Raw genomic sequence first — 17,198 nt, 5'->3', positions numbered from 1 at the left:
CGGCGCCGGTGTTGTTCAGCGGTACGTCAGCGTGTTCCGCCCGTGGGGGGCGGCACACCGGGCAAGGAGGGCCGCATGACCGTACGGCGCGTGATGGGCATCGAGACCGAGTACGGGATCTCCGTGCCCGGGCACCCCAACGCCAACGCCATGCTCACCTCGTCCCAGATCGTCAACGCGTACGCGGCGGCGATGCACCGGGCACGGCGGGCCCGCTGGGACTTCGAGGAGGAGAATCCGCTGCGCGACGCCCGGGGCTTCGACCTCGCGCGTGACGTCGCGGACGCGAGCCAGCTGACCGACGAGGACATCGGCCTCGCCAATGTCATCCTCACCAACGGCGCGCGGTTCTACGTCGACCACGCGCACCCCGAGTACAGCTCGCCCGAGGTGACCAACCCGCGCGACGCGGTGCTCTGGGACAAGGCCGGCGAGCGGATCATGGCGGCCGCCGCCCAACGCGCCCTGGAACTGCCCAACGGGCAGACCATCCACCTCTACAAGAACAACACCGACAACAAGGGCGCCTCCTACGGCACCCACGAGAACTACCTGATGAAGCGGGCGACACCGTTCGCCGACATCGTCCGCCACCTCACCCCGTTCTTCGTCTCCCGCCAGGTGGTCACCGGCGCCGGCCGCGTCGGCATCGGCCAGGACGGCTCGGCCAACGGCTTCCAGATCAGCCAGCGGGCCGACTACTTCGAGGTGGAGGTCGGCCTGGAGACCACCCTCAAGCGGCCGATCATCAACACCCGGGACGAACCGCACGCCGACGCCGAGAAGTACCGCCGGCTCCACGTGATCATCGGCGACGCCAACCTCTCCGAGATCTCCACCTACCTCAAGCTGGGCACCACCTCGCTGGTCCTGGCGATGATCGAGGACGCCTTCATCGCCTCCGACCTCGCCGTCGACCAGCCGGTGCGCACCCTGCACCGGGTCTCCCACGACCCCTCGCTCAAGCACCTGATCACGCTGCGCAACGGGCGCAAGCTGACCGCCGTCCAGCTCCAGCTGGAGTACTTCGAGCTGGCCCGCAAGTACGTCGAGGACCGCTTCGGCACCGACGCCGACGAGCAGACCGTGGACGTGCTGGCCCGCTGGGAGGACGTGCTGGGCCGGCTGGAGCGCGATCCGATGTCGCTCTCCAGGCAGCTGGACTGGGTCGCCAAGCGCGAGATCCTGGAGGGCTACCGCAGCCGTGACGCCCTGGAGTGGGACAACTCCCGGCTGCACCTGGTCGACCTCCAGTACAGCGACGTCCGGCCCGAGAAGGGCCTCTACAACCGCCTTGTGGCCCGCGGCCGGTTCGAGCGGCTGGTGACCGAGGAGGAGGTCGAGCGGGCCGTCTCCAAGCCCCCGGAGGACACCAGGGCGTACTTCCGCGGGCGCTGCCTGGAGCAGTACGCGGACCACGTGGCGGCGGCCTCATGGGACTCGGTGATCTTCGACCTGCCGGGCCGGGACTCGCTGCAGAGGGTCCCCACGCTGGAGCCGCTGCGCGGCACCCGCAACCACGTCAAGGAACTGCTCGACCGCTGTCGCACGGCGGAGGACCTGCTCCGCGTGCTCTCCGGCGGGTAACTTTTCGATCACCACGGGTGAACGCCCGCCGAATGGGAATCATCCGGGGTGGCAGCGGGTGTTGGACAGGAAGCGCCCCGGCAAACCGGAAGCGGGTAGTCGCACCTTGTGTATAGGGTCGGTGCAGCAAGCAACGACCAAACCGTGCCAGACAGATTGAGCGGGGTGAGGGAAATGGCGAGCAAGGACACCGGCGGCGGCCAGCAGCGGGCGAACCGCTCTTCCGAGGAGGTCGAGGAGCAGGCCGCGGAAGCACAGAATTCCGACGACCTCAAGGAACGCCAGGAAAAGCTCAGCGACGACGTCGACGCGGTTCTCGACGAAATCGACGAGGTACTCGAGTCCAATGCCGAGGATTTCGTCCGGCAGTTCGTGCAAAAGGGCGGCCAGTAACACCGTCCGGGCATTCAGGGAATTCACGGTCGCGACCGCCGAGGGCGGGCGGACGGCAATGGCCGCCCGTCCGCCCCGGTCCGGCCCTCCACGCGTGGACGGTGATCGTCAGGCGGGTAGGGTGCCGGGCAGCGCGTTTCAAGCTACCTGGAAGGAATCGTGTGGAAGCCAACACTCGTGGCACCGGGCGTCTACCGGCTGCCTTCCTGACCCCGGGGTCCTCGTCGTTCCTCGACTTCCTGGCGGAGCACCAGCCCGAGCTCATCCCGGGCCGCCGCAGCCTGCCGGAAGGGGTGGTGGTCGAGGCCCCGCACGGGACGACGATTGTCTCGGCGGTGTTCGACGGCGGCGTGGTCATCGCCGGTGACCGGCGCGCCACCATGGGCAACGTGATCGCCCAGCGCGACATGGAGAAGGTCTTCCCGGCCGACGAGTACAGCGCGGTCGGCATCGCCGGCACCGCCGGCCTCGCGATCGAGATGGTCCGGCTGTTCCAGCTGGAGCTGGAGCACTACGAGAAGATCGAGGGCACCGTGCTCTCCCTGGAGGGCAAGGCCAACCGCCTCACCACCATGATCCGGGGCAACCTCGGCATGGCGATGCAGGGTCTCGCGGTCGTCCCGATGTTCGCCGGCTACGACCTCGACCTCGGCCGCGGCCGGATCTTCACCTACGACGTCACCGGCGGCCGTTCCGAGGAACGCGGGTTCGCCGCCACCGGCTCCGGCTCGGTCTACGCCCGCGGCTCGATGAAGAAGCTCTACCGCGCGGACCTGACGGCCCAGCAGGCGTCCACCCTGGTCGTCCAGGCCCTCTACGACGCGGCCGACGACGACTCCGCCACGGGTGGTCCGGACCTCGCCCGCAAGATCTTCCCGATCGTCTCGCTGATCACCGAGGACGGCTTCCGCCGGCTCACCGAGGCCGAGGTGACCGCGATCGCCGTCTCGATCACCGACGAGCGCCTCGTCCACCCCAACGGCCCGCAGGCCCCGCTGCTCTAGCCACACCTACCAAGGAAGGGACGACCGCCGGTGTCGACACCGTTCTACGTCTCGCCCCAGCAGGCCATGGCGGACCGCGCGGAGTACGCCCGCAAGGGCATCGCGCGCGGTCGCAGCGTGGTCGTGCTCACCTACGCCGACGGCATCGTCTTCGTCGCCGAGAACACCTCCCGTGCGCTCCACAAGGTCTCCGAGATCTATGACAAGATCGCCTTCGCGGCGGTCGGCCGGTACAACGAGTTCGAGAACCTGCGCATCGGCGGCGTCCGCTACGCCGACCTGCGCGGCTACTCCTACGACCGGGCCGACGTCACCGCCCGCGGCCTGGCCAACGTCTACGCCCAGACACTCGGCACCATCTTCTCCTCGGTCGGCGAGAAGCCGTACGAGGTGGAGCTGATCGTGGCCGAGGTCGGCCGCACCACGGACGAGGACCAGATCTACCGGCTCACGCCGGACGGCTCGGTCGTCGACGAGAAGAACTACGTGGTGGTGGGCGGCAACGCCGACTCGATCGGCAACTACCTGGGCCAGCGCCACCGCAGCGGGCTCTCGCTCACCGACGCGGTCAAGGTCGCCGTGGACTCCCTCGCCCGGGACCCCAACGGCGGCAGTCCGCGCGCCCTCACCCCCGAACAGCTGGAGGTGGCGGTCCTCGACCGCCAGCGCTTCCAGCAGCGCAAGTTCAAGCGGATCCTGGGCGGCCAGCTCGCCCGGCTGCTCGACGGCGACCAGTCCGCGGAGTCGGACGACGAGGAGAAGCCGGCGGCCGCGCCGCCGGAGTAGCAGTGCCAAGGAGTCCCGTACGGCGGCCACCACCGCCGTCGTGCGGGACGCCCGTGCCCCTGCGGCGGCCCGTACGGCGTCGCGGAGGCGGTTTCGGAAAGCTCCAAGCAGAGAATGGATGCCGCATGGACCGCCGAATTTTCGGGCTGGAGAACGAGTACGGCGTCACCTGCACGTTCCGTGGGCAGCGACGGCTGTCGCCGGACGAGGTGGCCCGGTACCTCTTCCGCCGCGTTGTCTCCTGGGGCCGCAGCAGCAATGTGTTCCTGCGCAACGGTGCCCGCCTCTACCTCGACGTCGGCTCCCACCCGGAGTACGCCACCCCCGAGTGCGACGAGGTCACCGAGCTGGTGACGCACGACAAGGCGGGCGAGCGCATCCTCGAAGGGCTCCTGGTGGACGCGGAGCGGCGGCTGCACGAGGAGGGCATCGCAGGGGACGTCTACCTCTTCAAGAACAACACCGACTCGGCCGGCAACTCCTACGGCTGCCACGAGAACTACCTGGTGGCCCGGCACGGCGAGTTCTCCCGGCTGGCCGACGTCCTGATCCCCTTCCTGGTCACCCGCCAGCTGATCTGCGGGGCCGGAAAGGTGCTGCAGACCCCGCGCGGCGCGGTGTACTGCGTCAGCCAGCGGGCCGAGCACATCTGGGAGGGCGTCAGCTCGGCGACCACCCGCTCCCGGCCGATCATCAACACCCGGGACGAGCCGCACGCCGACGCCGAGCGCTACCGGCGGCTGCACGTCATCGTCGGCGACTCCAACATGTCGGAGACGACCACGCTGCTCAAGGTCGGCGCCACCGACCTGGTGCTGCGGCTGATCGAGGCCGGCGTGGTGATGCGCGACCTCACCCTGGAGAACCCGATCCGGGCGATCCGCGAGGTCAGCCACGACCTCACCGGCACCCACCAGGTCCGGCTCGCCAACGGCCGGGAGGCCAGCGCGCTGGACATCCAGGAGGAGTACTACAGCAAGGCGCTGGAGTTCGCCGACCGCAAGGGCATCAACACCGGCACCATCGCCCGGGTCCTCGACCTCTGGGGCCGCACCCTGGAGGCGGTCCGCACCGAGCGGCTCGACGGGGTGGCCACCGAGATCGACTGGATCATGAAGTACAAGCTCATCGAGCGCTACCGCGAGAAGCACCAGATGAGCATGTCCAACCCGCGGGTCGCCCAGATCGACCTCGCGTACCACGACATCCACCGCCGGCGCGGGCTGTTCTACCTGCTCCAGTCCAAGAACCAGGCCGAGCGGGTGACCACCGACCTCAAGACCTTCGAGGCCAAGTCGATCCCGCCGCAGACCACCCGGGCCCGGCTGCGCGGCGACTTCATCCGCCGGGCGCAGGAGCAGCGCCGGGACTTCACGGTGGACTGGGTGCACCTGAAGCTGAACGACCAGGCGCAGCGGACGGTGCTCTGCAAGGACCCGTTCCGCTCGGTCGACGAGCGGGTGGAGAAGCTGATCGCGGGGATGTGACCGGCGGCGCGACCGCGGGTGCGAGCGGCGCGGTCCCGAGGTGATCTTCGTGGTGTCCGGCCCCGGTGGTGTCTACCGGGGCCGGACGCGGTCGGGGCATACGCTGTCCGTCGAGTCCGGAGAGCCGACTTTGACCGACAGTTAGGAACGCCGTGCGCCGCACCGCCGGTTTGCTTCTCACCCTGCCCCTGCTGCTGGTGGTCGCCTGCAGCAGCTCCACCAAGGCGACCAGCCCGGCGACGCCCACGGCGTCCAGTGTGGCCCCCACCGTGCCGGCACCGGTGACCGAGGCCACGCCGATGCCGACCCTGTCGGGCGGCGGGTTCGGGAGCAAGGCGACCATCACCATTCCCGAGGGTGCGCCCAGCGGCCAGTTCGTGGTCAACACCGTGAGCGAGGGGGAACGCTCCACGGTGAACAAGGGCGACTGGGTGACGGTGAACTACACCGCCAAGGACTGGACCACCGGCAAGGACCTGCCCAGCTCCTACGACGCGGGCGGCAAGCCACAGCTCTACCAGGCGGGTGCCGGACAGCTGGTGCCCGCCTTCGACCAGAGCGTGATCGGCAAGAAGGTCGGCAGCCGGCTGCTGGTGGTGGCCCCGCCGGCCGCCGCGTTCGGCAGCCAGGGCAACGCCGAGCTCGGCGTGGGCCCCGGCGACACCGTGGTCTTCGTGCTGGACATCATGGAGAGCCTGCCGGCGGACTCCACCCTCTCCGGCACCATGACGCAGCCGCCGCCCACCCTGCCGCAGGTCAAGGACAACGGCAAGGCCGCCCCGACGATCACCATCCCGCCCGGGCAGGCCCCGCCCGCCGACCTCCAGCAGGCGGTGCTGATCAAGGGCGAGGGCAAGCAGGTCAAGGCCGGGCAGACCCTCGTCGTGCAGTACACCGGGGTGCTCTGGAGCAACGGCCAGCAGTTCGACTCGTCGTGGAGCCACGGCGGCGCACAGGCGCTGCAGATCGGTACCGGCAGCGTGATCGAGGGCTGGGACAAGGGCCTGGTCGGCCAGACCGTGGGCAGCCGGGTCGAGCTGGTGGTGCCGCCCGCGCTGGCCTACAAGGAGCAGGGGAAGGACGCCGTCCCGCCGAACGCGACCCTGGTCTTCGTGATCGACATCCTCGAGGCGGTGTAGGGCGTGTCCGACCGGTTCGCGCGCCCGGCGGGAACGCCCGGCCACGTCCCGGAGCCCCGACGCGGTCTGGGAGCGACGGATGGGATTCCGTACGCTTGGGCGGGCGCTCGCACACGGAAACGCCCGCCCTCATCCTGACCTGTCATACTGCCCTCGCACTGTGGTAGGCGTCGCCGGCGCCCGGGACCCGGGCGGCAGTGCGAGAGCACCCCGGCGCCCACCACGCCGGCCGTAGACCTCGAAGACCTCGTGGCGAGATGGATGGGGAGTCATGTCTGAGAAAGCGTCGAGCCCGGGCGGGGCCGGCACCGCGAACGGGAACTCCGCCGGTGACCCGGCCGACTCGCGGCCCGGTGGCCCGCTGCCCGGCGACGGCGAGTCGATCGTCGTACCGCCGTCGATCCTGAAGCAGCAGGCGGGCTGGGCCCAGCCCGGTGAGGCCGCGCGGCCGGCCGGCGGGACGAAGACCGACGAGGCCCCGCAGATCTTCGCGTCCAACGTGCGCCGCCAGGACACCTCGGAGGCCGGGTACGACGAGAACCCGCCCGGTGTCGGCAAGCTGGGTGTGATCCTCGGCACCGTGCTCACCCTGCTGCTGGTCGGCAGCGCGATCACGCTGTACGAGGTGAACAAGGACGGCGGCTCCAAGACGGACGCCGCAGCCAAGCCGGACGCCACCAAGAGCGCGCCGCCCACGCCCAGCGCCGAGCCGGTACCGCCGATCAAGGACAGCGCCAAGGTGCTGCCGACGGTGACCGGCGAGTTCGGCAAGAAGGCCGCCATCGAGGTGCCCGGCGAGCAGGCCGACGGCTCCTTCGTCGTCAAGGTGCTCTCCGAGGGCACCGGCGCCAAGGTCGAGAAGAACTCCTGGACCTCGGTCGACTACACGGCCAAGGACTGGACCACCGGCAAGGACATCCCGAGCTCGTACGACGACAAGGGCAAGCCGCAGATCTTCCAGGCCGGCACCGACGCGCTGATCCCGGCGCTCGACCAGGCCGTGCTCGGCAAGAAGGCCGGCAGCCGGGTCATGGTGGTGGCCCCGCCCGCCGCCGCGTTCGGCGCCCAGGGCAACCCGAGCATGTCGATCGGCGCCAAGGACAACCTGGTGTTCGTCATCGACATCCGCAACAGCACCGCGCCCGACGCCGTGGTCAGCGGCACCGTCACCCCGCCGCCCGCGGACTTCCCGCAGGTGAAGGACAACGGCAAGAAGCCCGCCGACATCACCCCGGTGGCCGGCGCCGCCGACCCGACCGAGCTCAAGTCGCACGTCCTGATCAAGGGCACCGGCCCCAAGGTCGAGAAGGGCGAGAAGGTCGTCGTCCAGTACACCGGCGCGCTGTTCAAGGACGGCAAGGTCTTCGACTCCTCGCTGAGCAAGGGCCAGGCGTTCTCCTTCCCGGTGGGCGGCGGCCAGGTCATCGCCGGCTGGGACCAGGGCCTGGAGGGCCAGACCGTCGGCAGCCGCGTCGAGCTGGTCATCCCCGCCTCGCTCGGCTACGGCGACAAGGGCCAGGGCGACATCCCGGCCAACGCCACGCTGGTCTTCGTGGTGGACATTCTGGACGCCGGTCAGGGCTGATCCACTTTCGGGTGACAATGGTCTGTGTGTGACCTTCGGGCGGGGCCGCGTGGCCTGCGCCCGGACGGGCGGCGGGCGCCCGTACCGTGGTCCGGGAACGGACCGGGTGCGGGCGCCCGCCGCTTGGTCATGAATGGAAGCAACCGAGAAGAGGCAGTTGTGAGCAACAAGACGAAGCCGGAGATCGACTTCCCGGGCGGCGACGCGCCGACCGAGCTGCAGATCCGCGACATCGAGGTCGGCACCGGTGACGAGGCCAAGCCGGGCCAGGTCGTCGAGGTGCACTACGCCGGTGTGACGTTCGAGACCGGCGAGGAGTTCGACGCCAGCTGGAACCGCGGTTCCACCTTCAAGTTCCCGCTCGGCGCCGGCCGCGTCATCAAGGGCTGGGACCAGGGCGTCGTCGGCATGAAGGTCGGCGGCCGCCGCGAGCTGATCATCCCCGCGCGCCTCGCGTACGGCAACCAGTCGCCGTCCCCGCTCATCCCCGCGGGCTCGACCCTGATCTTCGTGGTCGACCTGATCTCCGTCTGACCGCGGACTGATCCTGGTCGGATCCCGGCCGGACCGCCGTCCGGCACCGGTCCGACCCGGTCGTGACCGAGGGCCGCACCCCCGAGCCGGGGGTGCGGCCCCACGCGTTTGCGGACTCGGCTTTTGCACTGCGTACCGCTACCGGTACGGTCGGTCCCGCCGGGTCGACGACCGCCCGGCGGGCGCACCCCGCGCGCGGCGCGGCACACCGGAAGGGTCAGCGATGGCGATCGCCAAGGCAGAGCGGCTGATGAATCTCGCCCTGTGCCTGATGAACACCAGACGTCCGCTCTCCAAGAAGGAGCTGCGGGAGTCCATCGAGGCCTACCGCGAAGCCTGGCAGAACAGCAGCGAGGACGCCTTCAACCGGATGTTCGAGCGGGACAAGGACGACCTGCGCGAACTCGGACTGGTCATCGACGTCGACGAGAACGCCCTCGACGGCGAACTCGGCTACCTCGCCCGCGCCGACCGCAACCGCCTGCCGGAGATCGCCCTCGACGCCGAGGAAGCCGCCGCACTCACCCTCGCCGCCCGCGTCTGGCAGCAGGCCAAGATGTCCGGCGCGGCCAGCGGCGCCCTGCAGAAGCTCCGCGCCGCCGGCGTGCCGTTCAGCGAGACCGAGGGCCGCACCGCCCTCGAACCGCGCATCCCCGCCCGCGAGAGCGCCTTCGAACCGCTGCTCACCGCCGCCCGCGACCGCCGCCCGGTCACCTTCGAGTACCGCAAGGCCGGCGCCGCCGCCGTCGAGCAGCGCACCGTCGAGCCCTGGGCACTGGAGTGCTGGCGCGGCCACTGGTACCTGGCCGGCTGGGACCGGGACCGCAGCGACGCCCGTGTCTTCCGGCTCAGCCGGATCACCGGCAAGGTCCGCGCCCGCTCCGGAGCCTTCCTCGGCACCGTCCCCGAGCACGTCGACGTCCGCGCCACCGTCGCCAAGTTCGCCGGCGAGGGCGCCACCGCCACCGCCGTGGTGCGGGTCCGCCGGGGAGCCGGCTTCCCGCTGCGCACCAAGGCGCTGAGCACCCGGCGGTTTGACGAGACCTGGGACGAGCTGGAGATCCCCTACGGCAACGGGCTCGGCGCCGACCTCGCCGAGTTCGGGCCGGACGTGCTGGTGCTCGGCCCGGAGGAACTGCGCGCGGACGTGATCGACCGCCTGCGCGCGGTCGCCGCGGCCGCTGCTGTTGACGGTATCGAGGGAGTGCGGGCATGAGCAACGCGATCGACCAGACCCGGCGGATGCTCTCGCTGGTCACCTACCTGCGCGAACGCCCCGGCGCCGAGGTGGCCGAGGTGGCCCGCGCCTTCGGCATCACCGAGCGCGAGCTGATCGGCGACCTCAACGTGCTGCCGATGTGCGGCACCAGCTTCCGCGGCGGCGACCTGCTCGACATCGACACCGACGGCGAGCGGATCTGGTGGCACAACGTCGACGACGTCGCCCAGCCGCTGCGGCTGGCCGCCGACGAGGCGACCGCCCTGCTGGTCGCCGCCCGCGCCGTGGCCGGCCTGCCCGGACTGCGGGCCGGTGACCGGGAGGCGCTCACCCGCGCCGTCGCCAAGATCGAGAACGCGGCCGGGGACAGCGCCGAGGGCAGCGCCCGGGTCGGCGTCACCTTCGAGGCCGAGAGCCACGTCTTCGCCGACATCGACCGCGCCCTCAGCGAGGGCCGGCGGGTCTGGCTGCGCTACTACTCGCACGGCCGCGGCGGCATGACCGAGCGCGAGGTCGACCCGATCCGGCTGCTCACCGAGGGCCACACCTACCTCGAGGCCTGGTGCCGGACCTCCGAGGACCACCGGATGTTCCGGCTCGACCGGGTCGCCGAGATCAAGGTGCTGGACGTCCCCTCCGACCCGCCCCGGCGCGAGCCGCGCGACCTCTCCGGCGGGCTGGTCAATCCGTCCGCCGACGACCCCGAGGTGGTCGTCGAGGTCACCTCCGGCGGGCGCTGGGTCGCCGAGTACTACACCCACGACCACGCCGAGGAGCTGCCCGACGGCGGCCTGCGGATCACCCTGCGCAGCGCGGACCCCTCCCAGCTGCGCCCGCTGGCGCTGCGGCTCGGCCGGGACGGCCGGATCGTCTCGCCGCCGGAGCTCGCCGAGCAGGCGCGGTCGGCGGCGGCCGAGGCACTGGCCGCCTACGGGGAGAAGGCGGCCACCGGGGAGGGGCAGGTCTGAGCCGTGGAGCCCGGTACCAGATTCAAGGTGTACTGCTCGGAGTGCCGGGAGAAGGTGGAGCTGCCCGCCGAGGAGTTCCGCCTGACCCTCGGCCGGACTCCGGCGCAGGCGCACTACAGCTTCGGCTGCCCGCTCTGCGGGGCCTCGGTGCGCAAGGCGGCCGGGGAGAAGATCGTCGCCGCCCTGACGGGCGCCGGTGTGCGGACGATGCGGCTCGTTCCGGTCGAGGGGCTCGTCCCGGCCGAGGGGTGATCAGCCCATACCGCCCCCAGAGCCTCGTGGCCCGGGTCGAGGGGGTGCCGGTCGAGGGGTGAGCAGCCCTGGGCGAGGGGAGGGCCGGCGACTCCGGGCGGGTGGATAGGGTGGTGGCCATGTCCTGGATGCTCGTCGCCGCCGTCCTGCTCGTCACCGCCGGTCTGCTGGTCCTCGGCGTGCTCGCGATCCGGCTCTGGCTGGACGTCCGGGCGCTGGCCAAGGGGGTGGACACCGCCTCGCGCGCGCTGGCCGAGGCGGCCGGCGAACTCGCGGCGGCGGTGCCCGGACGCTGAGTGTCCTTCGGCACGTCCGGCAGCCCGGAGGTACGGGGGCTGCTGCGTGCGGGTGTGGGCGGGTTACGCTCTCAGATGGCTCCTGCATCTTGCGGCCGGGGGCCGCTGTCCTGTTCGGGCGGCCGTCGTCAGGGCGTCACCCGCAGCGGTTACCATCCCCGCAGCGGGCGGCCCACCGGTGCCGCCATGACTGAAGGTGGTCGGGCATGCGGATCTCGATGACCGCGATTCTGGTGATCGTGGTTTTTGCCATCGTGCTGTTCGGGGCCAAGCGGCTGCCCGATCTGGCGCGCTCGCTCGGCCAGTCGATGCGGATCCTGAAGAGCGAGGCCAAGGCGATGAAGTCGGACGGCGTGGACGACGCCGACGGGCCCGCGCCCCAGGCCGCGCCCGCGGTCGGCTCCGCTTCGGGTGCCGGCTCGGCGAAGACCATCCAGGCCGCGCCGGGGGCGTCCGCGACCGCCCGGCCGGTCACCGAGCAGCAGCCGGCACAGCCGGGGGCGGAGGGCGGCAGGCCGCGCTGAGCGGTGCGACGCACACGACGCACGCGACCACTGGAGGCCCGTCGACCGGCGGGCCTCGACGCACGAGTTGAGGACCGGGGTTGAGCAAGCTCTCCAAGGCGTCGAAGGCGCCCAAGGATCCTGAAGGGCGGATGGCCCTCGCCGACCACCTGCGGGAACTGCGGAACCGCGTGGTCAAGTCGGTCCTGGCGATCGTGCTGTTCACGATCGTCGCGCTGATCTTCCACAAGCAGCTCGAGACGCTTCTGCTGAAGCCGATTCCGCGGTGCGACGAGACGAACTCCTCGCAGTTCCACGGTCGGTGCGCGAACGTCTCCGCGGTCGGCCTCACCGCGGGCTTCAACTGGATGCTGCAGGTCGCACTGACGGCCGGTGTGGTGGCCGCTGTCCCGGTCTGGCTCTACCAGCTCTGGGCCTTCGTGGCGCCCGGACTGCACAAGCACGAGCGCAAGTACACGATGATCTTCATGGCCTGTGGTGCACCGCTGTTCCTGGCCGGCGTGGCCTGCGCCTTCCTGGTGATGCCGACCACGGTCGAGGTGCTGATCTCGTTCAACCCGAGTGACACCATCCCGATCCTGCCGCCCAACGACTACTTCGAGATCGCCACCCGGATGGTGCTGGTCTTCGGCCTGGCCTTCGAGTTCCCGCTGCTGCTGGTGATGCTCAACCTGGTCGGCATGGTCACCGGCAAGCGGCTGCTCGGCTGGTGGCGCGGCATGGTGATGGCCATCACCGTGTTCGCCGCCTTCGCCACGCCGAGCGCCGACCCCGTCAGCATGCTGGTGCTGGCCGCGCCGATCTGGGCGCTGTACTTCCTCGCCGTCGGCATCACGCTGTTCAACGACCGGCGCAAGGCCCGCCGCAACCCGGACCTCGGGCTGGACGACGAGGAGGCCTCGCACCTGGACCTCTCGGTGCAGGCGGTGAGCGGGGCCGAGGCCGTGCAGGCGTCGGCCGCCCCGGCGGCGAGCGCGCCGGTGCCGGCCGCGCGGCACGAGCAGATGGACGACATCACGTGACGAGGTGACCCCGCCTCCTGAGGTGAACCGCGCCTCCAGAGGTGACCCGCCTCGCAGCCCCGGCCCGCCGTTCCCCGGCGGGCCGGGGCTTTTTCCCTGGCGCGGCCGTCCGGCGGGCGGTCTTGGCAGGCGTGATGGCATGTGACATATTACTGGCGTGTCCCAGCCTCAGAGACCTCCCCTGGACGTCGTCGTGGTCGGCGCCGGCGTCGTCGGAGCCGCCTGCGCCTACTACGCCGCCCGTGCCGGGCTCGCCGTCGCCGTGATCGACCGCGGGCCGGTGGCCGGTGGCACCACCGGCGCCGGCGAGGGCAACCTGCTGGTCTCCGACAAGGAGCCAGGGCCCGAACTCGACCTCGCCCTGCTCTCCACCCGGCTCTGGCAGGAGCTCGCCGAGGAGCTCGGCGCGGCCGTCGAGTACGAGCCCAAGGGGGGCCTGGTTGTCGCCGCCACACCCGCCCGGCAGGACGCCCTGCGCGCCTTCGCCGCCGAGCAGGCGGCGGTCGGCGTCACGGCCGAGGAGATCCCCGGCGAGCGGCTGCGCGAGCTCGAACCGCACCTCGCCGCCGGGCTGGCCGGCGGCTTCCACTACCCGCAGGACGCCCAGGTCCAGCCCGCCCTGGCCGCCGCCCACCTGCTGCGGGCCGCCCGCCGCGACGGCGCCGTGCTGTACACCGGCGAGACCGTCCGGGAGGTGACCACCGGGCCGGACGGCGCCGTGCTCGGCGTGGTGACCGACCGGCGGAGGCTGGCGGCGCCCGCAGTGGTCAACGCCGCCGGCACCTGGGGCGGCGAGCTGGCCGCCCTGGCCGGGGTGCACCTGCCGGTGCTGCCGCGCCGCGGCTTCGTGCTCGTCACCGAGCCGCTGCCGAGGATCGTCCGGCACAAGGTCTACGCCGCCGACTACGTCGCGGACGTCGCCAGCGGATCGGCCGCGCTGCAGACCTCGGCGGTGGTCGAGGGCACGCCCGGCGGGCCGGTGCTGATCGGCGCCAGCCGGGAGCGGGTCGGCTTCGACCGGACGCTCTCGGTGGAGGTGCTCCAGCGGCTCGCCGCGCAGGCGGCGGCGCTGTTCCCGGTGCTCGCGGACGTCAGCGTGCTGCGCGCCTACCGTGGCTTCCGCCCGTACCTGCCGGACCACCTGCCCGCGATCGGCGCCGACCCGCGGGTGCCCGGGCTCTACCACGCCTGCGGCCACGAGGGCGCGGGCATCGGGCTCGCCCCGGCCACCGGGCTGCTGATCGGCGAGCAGCTCACCGGCAAGCGGCCGGAGCTGGACCTCACGCCGTTCCGGGCCGACCGGTTCGGGGCCGACGGTCCCGCGTGACCTTTGCAAAGTGCGACAGCCGCTTTGCAAAGAGCTCGTACGCCGCCCTGGCGCGCGAGCCCGACAGTCGTACCAGCCCACGATCCACGACCGGAACGGAGAACCCCAGTCATGCGCCGAACCCCCGCCGACCTGGTCGGGGCGGTACCCGGCCCCGCCCACACCATCGAGTTCGACGGCCGGGCCGTCCACGCGCTGCCCGGGCAGACGATCGCGGCCGCGCTCTGGGCCGACGGCGTCCTGGCCTGGCGCACCACCCGGGTCGGCGGCCGGCCGCGCGGGGCGTTCTGCGGGATCGGTGTCTGCTTCGACTGCCTGGCCACCGTCGACGGGCGGCCCAACCAGCGCACCTGTCTGCTGCCGGCCGAGCCCGGCACCACCGTCACCACCCAGGAGGGCAACGGCCGTGCCGATCTCGCCGTCTGAATCCTTCGACCGCTCCGGGCCGTACGACCTCGCGGTGATCGGGGCCGGTCCGGCCGGGCTCGCCGCCGCGGTGGCCGCCGCCGACCTCGGGCTGCGCTGCGCCCTCGTCGACGCCGGCCCGCGGACCGGCGGGCAGTACTACCGGCACCCGGCCCCCGGCCTCGGCGCCGCCAGGCCGGACCGGCTGCACCACGGCTGGTCCGTCTACACCGGGTGGGCCGACCGGCTTGCCGCGCACCGCGAGGCGGGCCGGGTCGACCACCTGGCCGGCCACCAGGTCTGGGCGCTGGAGCGGGTGGGCGGCGTGGCCGGTGCAGCCGACGTGCGGCAGGGCGCGGCCGGCGCGTCCGGTGTGCGGCAGGGCGCGGCCGGGGCCTCGGGGGGCGAGGACGACACGGCCTGGGCCGTGCACGCGACCCTCGGGCCGGAGGCCGGCGACCGGGCGACCGTGCGGGCCGCTGCCGTGGTGCTCGCCACCGGTGCGTACGAGCGGCAGCTGCCGTTCCCCGGCTGGACGCTGCCCGGGGTGGTCACCGCCGGCGGCGCGCAGGCCATGCTCAAGACGGGCCTGGTGCTGCCCGGCAAGCGGATCGTGGTCGCGGGCAGCGGGCCGCTGCTGCTCGCCGCGGCCTCCTCGCTGGTCACCGCCGGGGCCCGGGTGCCCGCGGTGGTCGAGGCCACCAACTACCTCGCCTACGCCCGGCGCCCCGGCGTCCTGGCCGCCGTCCCGGCCAAGCTGGTCGAGGGAGCCGGTCACGGCGCCGCGATGCTGCGCCACGGCGTCCGGCTGCGCCGCCGCAGCGCCGTCGTCGAGGCGCACGGCACCGACCGGGTCACCGGCGTCACCGTCGCCCGGCTGGACGCCGACTGGACGCCGGTGCCCGGGAGCGAGCGGCGGATCGCCTGCGACGCGCTCGCCGTCGGCCACGGCCTGCTGCCGCAGATCGAGCTGGCCACCGAGCTGGGTGCCGGGACCCGGACCACCGCCGACGGCGCGGTCGCGCTCGCGGTCGACGCCGAGCTGCGGACCACCGTCCCCGGCCTCTGGGCGGCCGGTGAGACCTGCGGTGTCGGCGGCGCGGACCTGGCGATCGCCGAGGGCGAGATGGCCGCGCACGCGGTGGCCGGCGTGCCGGTCTCCACCGGCCTGCTGCGCCGCCGCGCCCGGCTGCGGGCCTTCGCCGACCTGATGGCCGCGGCGCACCGGCCGGGGCCGGGCTGGCCGCAGTGGCTGCGCCCGGACACCGACGTCTGCCGCTGCGAGGAGGTCCCGGCGGCCGCGATCAGGGAGGCCGTGGACGAGCTGGGCGCCGGCGACGCGCGGACCGTGAAGCTGCTCACCCGGGCCGGGATGGGCTGGTGCCAGGGCCGGATGTGCGGTCCGGCGGTGGCCTGCCTGGCGGCGGGCTCGGGTTCGGCCCCCGGGTCGGGCCCCGCTTCGGCGGCGGGCCCGGGTTCTGGTCCGGCTTCGGCTCCGGGGCCGGTCGAGGCGCGGGCGGACAGCCGTCCGCTGTCCTGCCCGGTGCCGCTGTCGCAGCTCGCGGCGGGTCTGCCCGCCGACGCGCCGCGCGACTGAACCTGCACGGCGGGGACTCTTGTCTCCACCGCGCGCCATCTAATAAAATGTCACACCTCACCAAGGAGTCACCTGTGTCCCACACCCCGCACGACACCACCCGGCCCTGGCGCGGCATCATGGTCGCCACCACGATCCCGCTGCGCCCGGACCTCTCCGTCGACTACGACGCCTACGCCGAGCACGTCCGCTGGCTGATCGCCTCGGGCTGCGACGGCGTCGTCCCCAACGGCTCGCTGGGGGAGTACCAGACCCTCACCGACGAGGAGCGCGCCCGGATCGTCGAGGTCGCCGTCGAGGCCGCCGGCGACGGCTCCCGGGTGATGCCCGGCGTCGCCGCGTACGGCAGCGCCGAGTCCCGCCGCTGGACCGAGCAGGCCGCCGAGGCCGGCGCCGGCTCCGTCCTGCTGCTGCCGCCGAACGCCTACCGCGCCGACCACGCCGCCGTCCGCGCCCACTACGCCGAGGTGGCGAAGGCGGGCGTGCCGATCGTCGCCTACAACAACCCGTACGACACCAAGGTCGACCTCGTCCCCGCGCTGCTCGCCGAGCTGCACGGCGAGGGCTCGATCGTCGCGGTCAAGGAGTTCAGCGGTGACGTCCGCCGGGCCTACGAGATCGCCGAGCTGGCTCCCGGCCTCGACCTGCTGATCGGCGCCGACGACGTGCTGCTGGAGCTGGCCCTGGCCGGCGCCGTCGGCTGGATCGCCGGTTACCCGAACGCGCTGCCGGAGGCCAGTGTCGCCCTCTACCGGGCCGCCGTCGCGCACGAGCTGGAGACCGCGCTGCCGCTCTACAAGGCGCTGCACTCCCTGCTGCGCTGGGACTCCAAGACCGAGTTCGTGCAGGCGATCAAGCTCTCCATGGACATCGCCGGCCGCCAGGGCGGCCCGACCCGGGCACCGCGCCTGCCGCTCACCCCGGAGATCGAGGCGGCCGTCCGCGCGGCCACCGAGAAGGCGCTCGCCGAGGGCCTGGCGTAGGCGTCGAGAAGCCCCGGGAACGGCGCCGGCTGCGGGGGCAGCCGGCCCGGCCCCGAACCCACCATCCGACCATCCGACGGGAGCCGCAAT

General features: G+C 72.3%; 18 protein-coding genes. All 18 read left to right on the top strand.

The genetic code is table 11. The features are described 5' to 3' along the window. The first annotated feature begins 75 nt into the window (after nucleotides 1-75). Entirely contained in the window at nucleotides 76-1,587 is a 1,512-nt protein-coding gene (gene dop / locus ACZ5WK_RS03080) for a depupylase/deamidase Dop (protein ID WP_465544302.1), read from the top strand. A gap of 174 nt (nucleotides 1,588-1,761) precedes the next feature. Continuing rightward, nucleotides 1,762-1,980 (top strand): ubiquitin-like protein Pup, encoded by a 219-nt coding sequence (locus ACZ5WK_RS03075; protein WP_344321819.1) that lies wholly within the window; start codon nucleotides 1,762-1,764, stop codon nucleotides 1,978-1,980. 161 nt (nucleotides 1,981-2,141) lie between these two features. Continuing rightward, the gene (prcB, locus tag ACZ5WK_RS03070; protein ID WP_465544299.1) at nucleotides 2,142-2,984 is read left to right on the top strand and encodes a proteasome subunit beta; all 843 of its coding nucleotides are present in this window, start codon (nucleotides 2,142-2,144) and stop codon (nucleotides 2,982-2,984) included. Nucleotides 2,985-3,014: 30 nt separating this feature from the next. Next, nucleotides 3,015-3,770 carry a proteasome subunit alpha gene (prcA, locus tag ACZ5WK_RS03065; RefSeq protein WP_465544297.1) on the top strand — a complete coding sequence of 252 codons (756 nt, stop codon included), beginning with the start codon at nucleotides 3,015-3,017 and terminating at the stop codon, nucleotides 3,768-3,770. Nucleotides 3,771-3,895: 125 nt separating this feature from the next. Next, complete coding sequence (gene pafA, locus ACZ5WK_RS03060) at nucleotides 3,896-5,257, top strand: Pup--protein ligase (protein WP_465544295.1); 1,362 nt, start codon at nucleotides 3,896-3,898, stop codon at nucleotides 5,255-5,257. 152 nt (nucleotides 5,258-5,409) lie between these two features. Further along, complete coding sequence (locus tag ACZ5WK_RS03055; protein ID WP_465544293.1) at nucleotides 5,410-6,396, top strand: FKBP-type peptidyl-prolyl cis-trans isomerase; 987 nt, start codon at nucleotides 5,410-5,412, stop codon at nucleotides 6,394-6,396. A gap of 271 nt (nucleotides 6,397-6,667) precedes the next feature. Then, nucleotides 6,668-7,981, top strand: a complete 1,314-nt coding sequence (locus tag ACZ5WK_RS03050) for an FKBP-type peptidyl-prolyl cis-trans isomerase (RefSeq protein ID WP_465544291.1) — start codon at nucleotides 6,668-6,670, stop codon at nucleotides 7,979-7,981. 129 nt (nucleotides 7,982-8,110) lie between these two features. After that, a complete protein-coding gene (locus ACZ5WK_RS03045; protein ID WP_396321797.1) occupies nucleotides 8,111-8,515 on the top strand; it encodes an FKBP-type peptidyl-prolyl cis-trans isomerase in 405 nt (134 codons plus the stop codon). Nucleotides 8,516-8,738: 223 nt separating this feature from the next. Next, on the top strand, nucleotides 8,739-9,731 hold the full coding sequence (locus ACZ5WK_RS03040; RefSeq protein ID WP_465544289.1) for a helix-turn-helix transcriptional regulator: 993 nt from the start codon (nucleotides 8,739-8,741) through the stop codon (nucleotides 9,729-9,731). Continuing rightward, nucleotides 9,728-10,702, top strand: a complete 975-nt coding sequence (locus tag ACZ5WK_RS03035) for a helix-turn-helix transcriptional regulator (RefSeq protein WP_465544287.1) — start codon at nucleotides 9,728-9,730, stop codon at nucleotides 10,700-10,702. Before ACZ5WK_RS03040 ends, ACZ5WK_RS03035 begins: the two co-directional genes overlap by 4 nt. A 3-nt stretch (nucleotides 10,703-10,705) precedes the next feature. Beyond that, nucleotides 10,706-10,954 (top strand): hypothetical protein, encoded by a 249-nt coding sequence (locus tag ACZ5WK_RS03030; RefSeq protein WP_465544285.1) that lies wholly within the window; start codon nucleotides 10,706-10,708, stop codon nucleotides 10,952-10,954. Between the two features lie 119 nt (nucleotides 10,955-11,073). Beyond that, entirely contained in the window at nucleotides 11,074-11,250 is a 177-nt protein-coding gene (locus ACZ5WK_RS03025; RefSeq protein ID WP_465544283.1) for a hypothetical protein, read from the top strand. Between the two features lie 206 nt (nucleotides 11,251-11,456). Continuing rightward, the gene (gene tatA / locus ACZ5WK_RS03020; RefSeq protein ID WP_465544281.1) at nucleotides 11,457-11,774 is read left to right on the top strand and encodes a Sec-independent protein translocase subunit TatA; all 318 of its coding nucleotides are present in this window, start codon (nucleotides 11,457-11,459) and stop codon (nucleotides 11,772-11,774) included. Between the two features lie 131 nt (nucleotides 11,775-11,905). Next, nucleotides 11,906-12,796 (top strand): twin-arginine translocase subunit TatC, encoded by an 891-nt coding sequence (gene tatC, locus ACZ5WK_RS03015; RefSeq protein WP_465544365.1) that lies wholly within the window; start codon nucleotides 11,906-11,908, stop codon nucleotides 12,794-12,796. A gap of 157 nt (nucleotides 12,797-12,953) precedes the next feature. Further along, nucleotides 12,954-14,123 carry an NAD(P)/FAD-dependent oxidoreductase gene (locus ACZ5WK_RS03010; protein WP_405359324.1) on the top strand — a complete coding sequence of 390 codons (1,170 nt, stop codon included), beginning with the start codon at nucleotides 12,954-12,956 and terminating at the stop codon, nucleotides 14,121-14,123. 111 nt (nucleotides 14,124-14,234) lie between these two features. Further along, nucleotides 14,235-14,549, top strand: a complete 315-nt coding sequence (locus ACZ5WK_RS03005) for a (2Fe-2S)-binding protein (RefSeq protein WP_465544279.1) — start codon at nucleotides 14,235-14,237, stop codon at nucleotides 14,547-14,549. After that, nucleotides 14,530-16,125 (top strand): FAD/NAD(P)-dependent oxidoreductase, encoded by a 1,596-nt coding sequence (locus ACZ5WK_RS03000; RefSeq protein WP_465544277.1) that lies wholly within the window; start codon nucleotides 14,530-14,532, stop codon nucleotides 16,123-16,125. The genes ACZ5WK_RS03005 and ACZ5WK_RS03000 overlap by 20 nt, the downstream gene beginning before the upstream one ends. A 119-nt stretch (nucleotides 16,126-16,244) precedes the next feature. Then, the gene (locus ACZ5WK_RS02995; RefSeq protein ID WP_396321822.1) at nucleotides 16,245-17,108 is read left to right on the top strand and encodes a dihydrodipicolinate synthase family protein; all 864 of its coding nucleotides are present in this window, start codon (nucleotides 16,245-16,247) and stop codon (nucleotides 17,106-17,108) included. The last annotated feature ends 90 nt before the right edge of the window (nucleotides 17,109-17,198 follow it).

The sequence above is a fragment of the Kitasatospora sp. NPDC032757 genome (assembly GCF_055579305.1).
The sequence above is the reverse complement of the archived record's forward strand: the minus strand, read 5'-3'. Positions and strand labels throughout refer to the sequence as shown.

Coding starts and splice junctions, on each gene's coding strand:
- ACZ5WK_RS02995 (WP_396321822.1), top strand. CDS start 16,245: ATGGTCGCCACCACGATCCCGCTGCGCCCGGACCTCTCCGTCGACTAC.
- ACZ5WK_RS03075 (WP_344321819.1), top strand. CDS start 1,762: ATGGCGAGCAAGGACACCGGCGGCGGCCAGCAGCGGGCGAACCGCTCT.
- ACZ5WK_RS03040 (WP_465544289.1), top strand. CDS start 8,739: ATGGCGATCGCCAAGGCAGAGCGGCTGATGAATCTCGCCCTGTGCCTG.
- tatC (WP_465544365.1), top strand. CDS start 11,906: ATGGCCCTCGCCGACCACCTGCGGGAACTGCGGAACCGCGTGGTCAAG.
- ACZ5WK_RS03005 (WP_465544279.1), top strand. CDS start 14,235: ATGCGCCGAACCCCCGCCGACCTGGTCGGGGCGGTACCCGGCCCCGCC.
- pafA (WP_465544295.1), top strand. CDS start 3,896: ATGGACCGCCGAATTTTCGGGCTGGAGAACGAGTACGGCGTCACCTGC.
- ACZ5WK_RS03035 (WP_465544287.1), top strand. CDS start 9,728: ATGAGCAACGCGATCGACCAGACCCGGCGGATGCTCTCGCTGGTCACC.
- ACZ5WK_RS03050 (WP_465544291.1), top strand. CDS start 6,668: ATGTCTGAGAAAGCGTCGAGCCCGGGCGGGGCCGGCACCGCGAACGGG.
- dop (WP_465544302.1), top strand. CDS start 76: ATGACCGTACGGCGCGTGATGGGCATCGAGACCGAGTACGGGATCTCC.
- ACZ5WK_RS03025 (WP_465544283.1), top strand. CDS start 11,074: ATGTCCTGGATGCTCGTCGCCGCCGTCCTGCTCGTCACCGCCGGTCTG.
- ACZ5WK_RS03045 (WP_396321797.1), top strand. CDS start 8,111: ATGAATGGAAGCAACCGAGAAGAGGCAGTTGTGAGCAACAAGACGAAG.
- tatA (WP_465544281.1), top strand. CDS start 11,457: ATGCGGATCTCGATGACCGCGATTCTGGTGATCGTGGTTTTTGCCATC.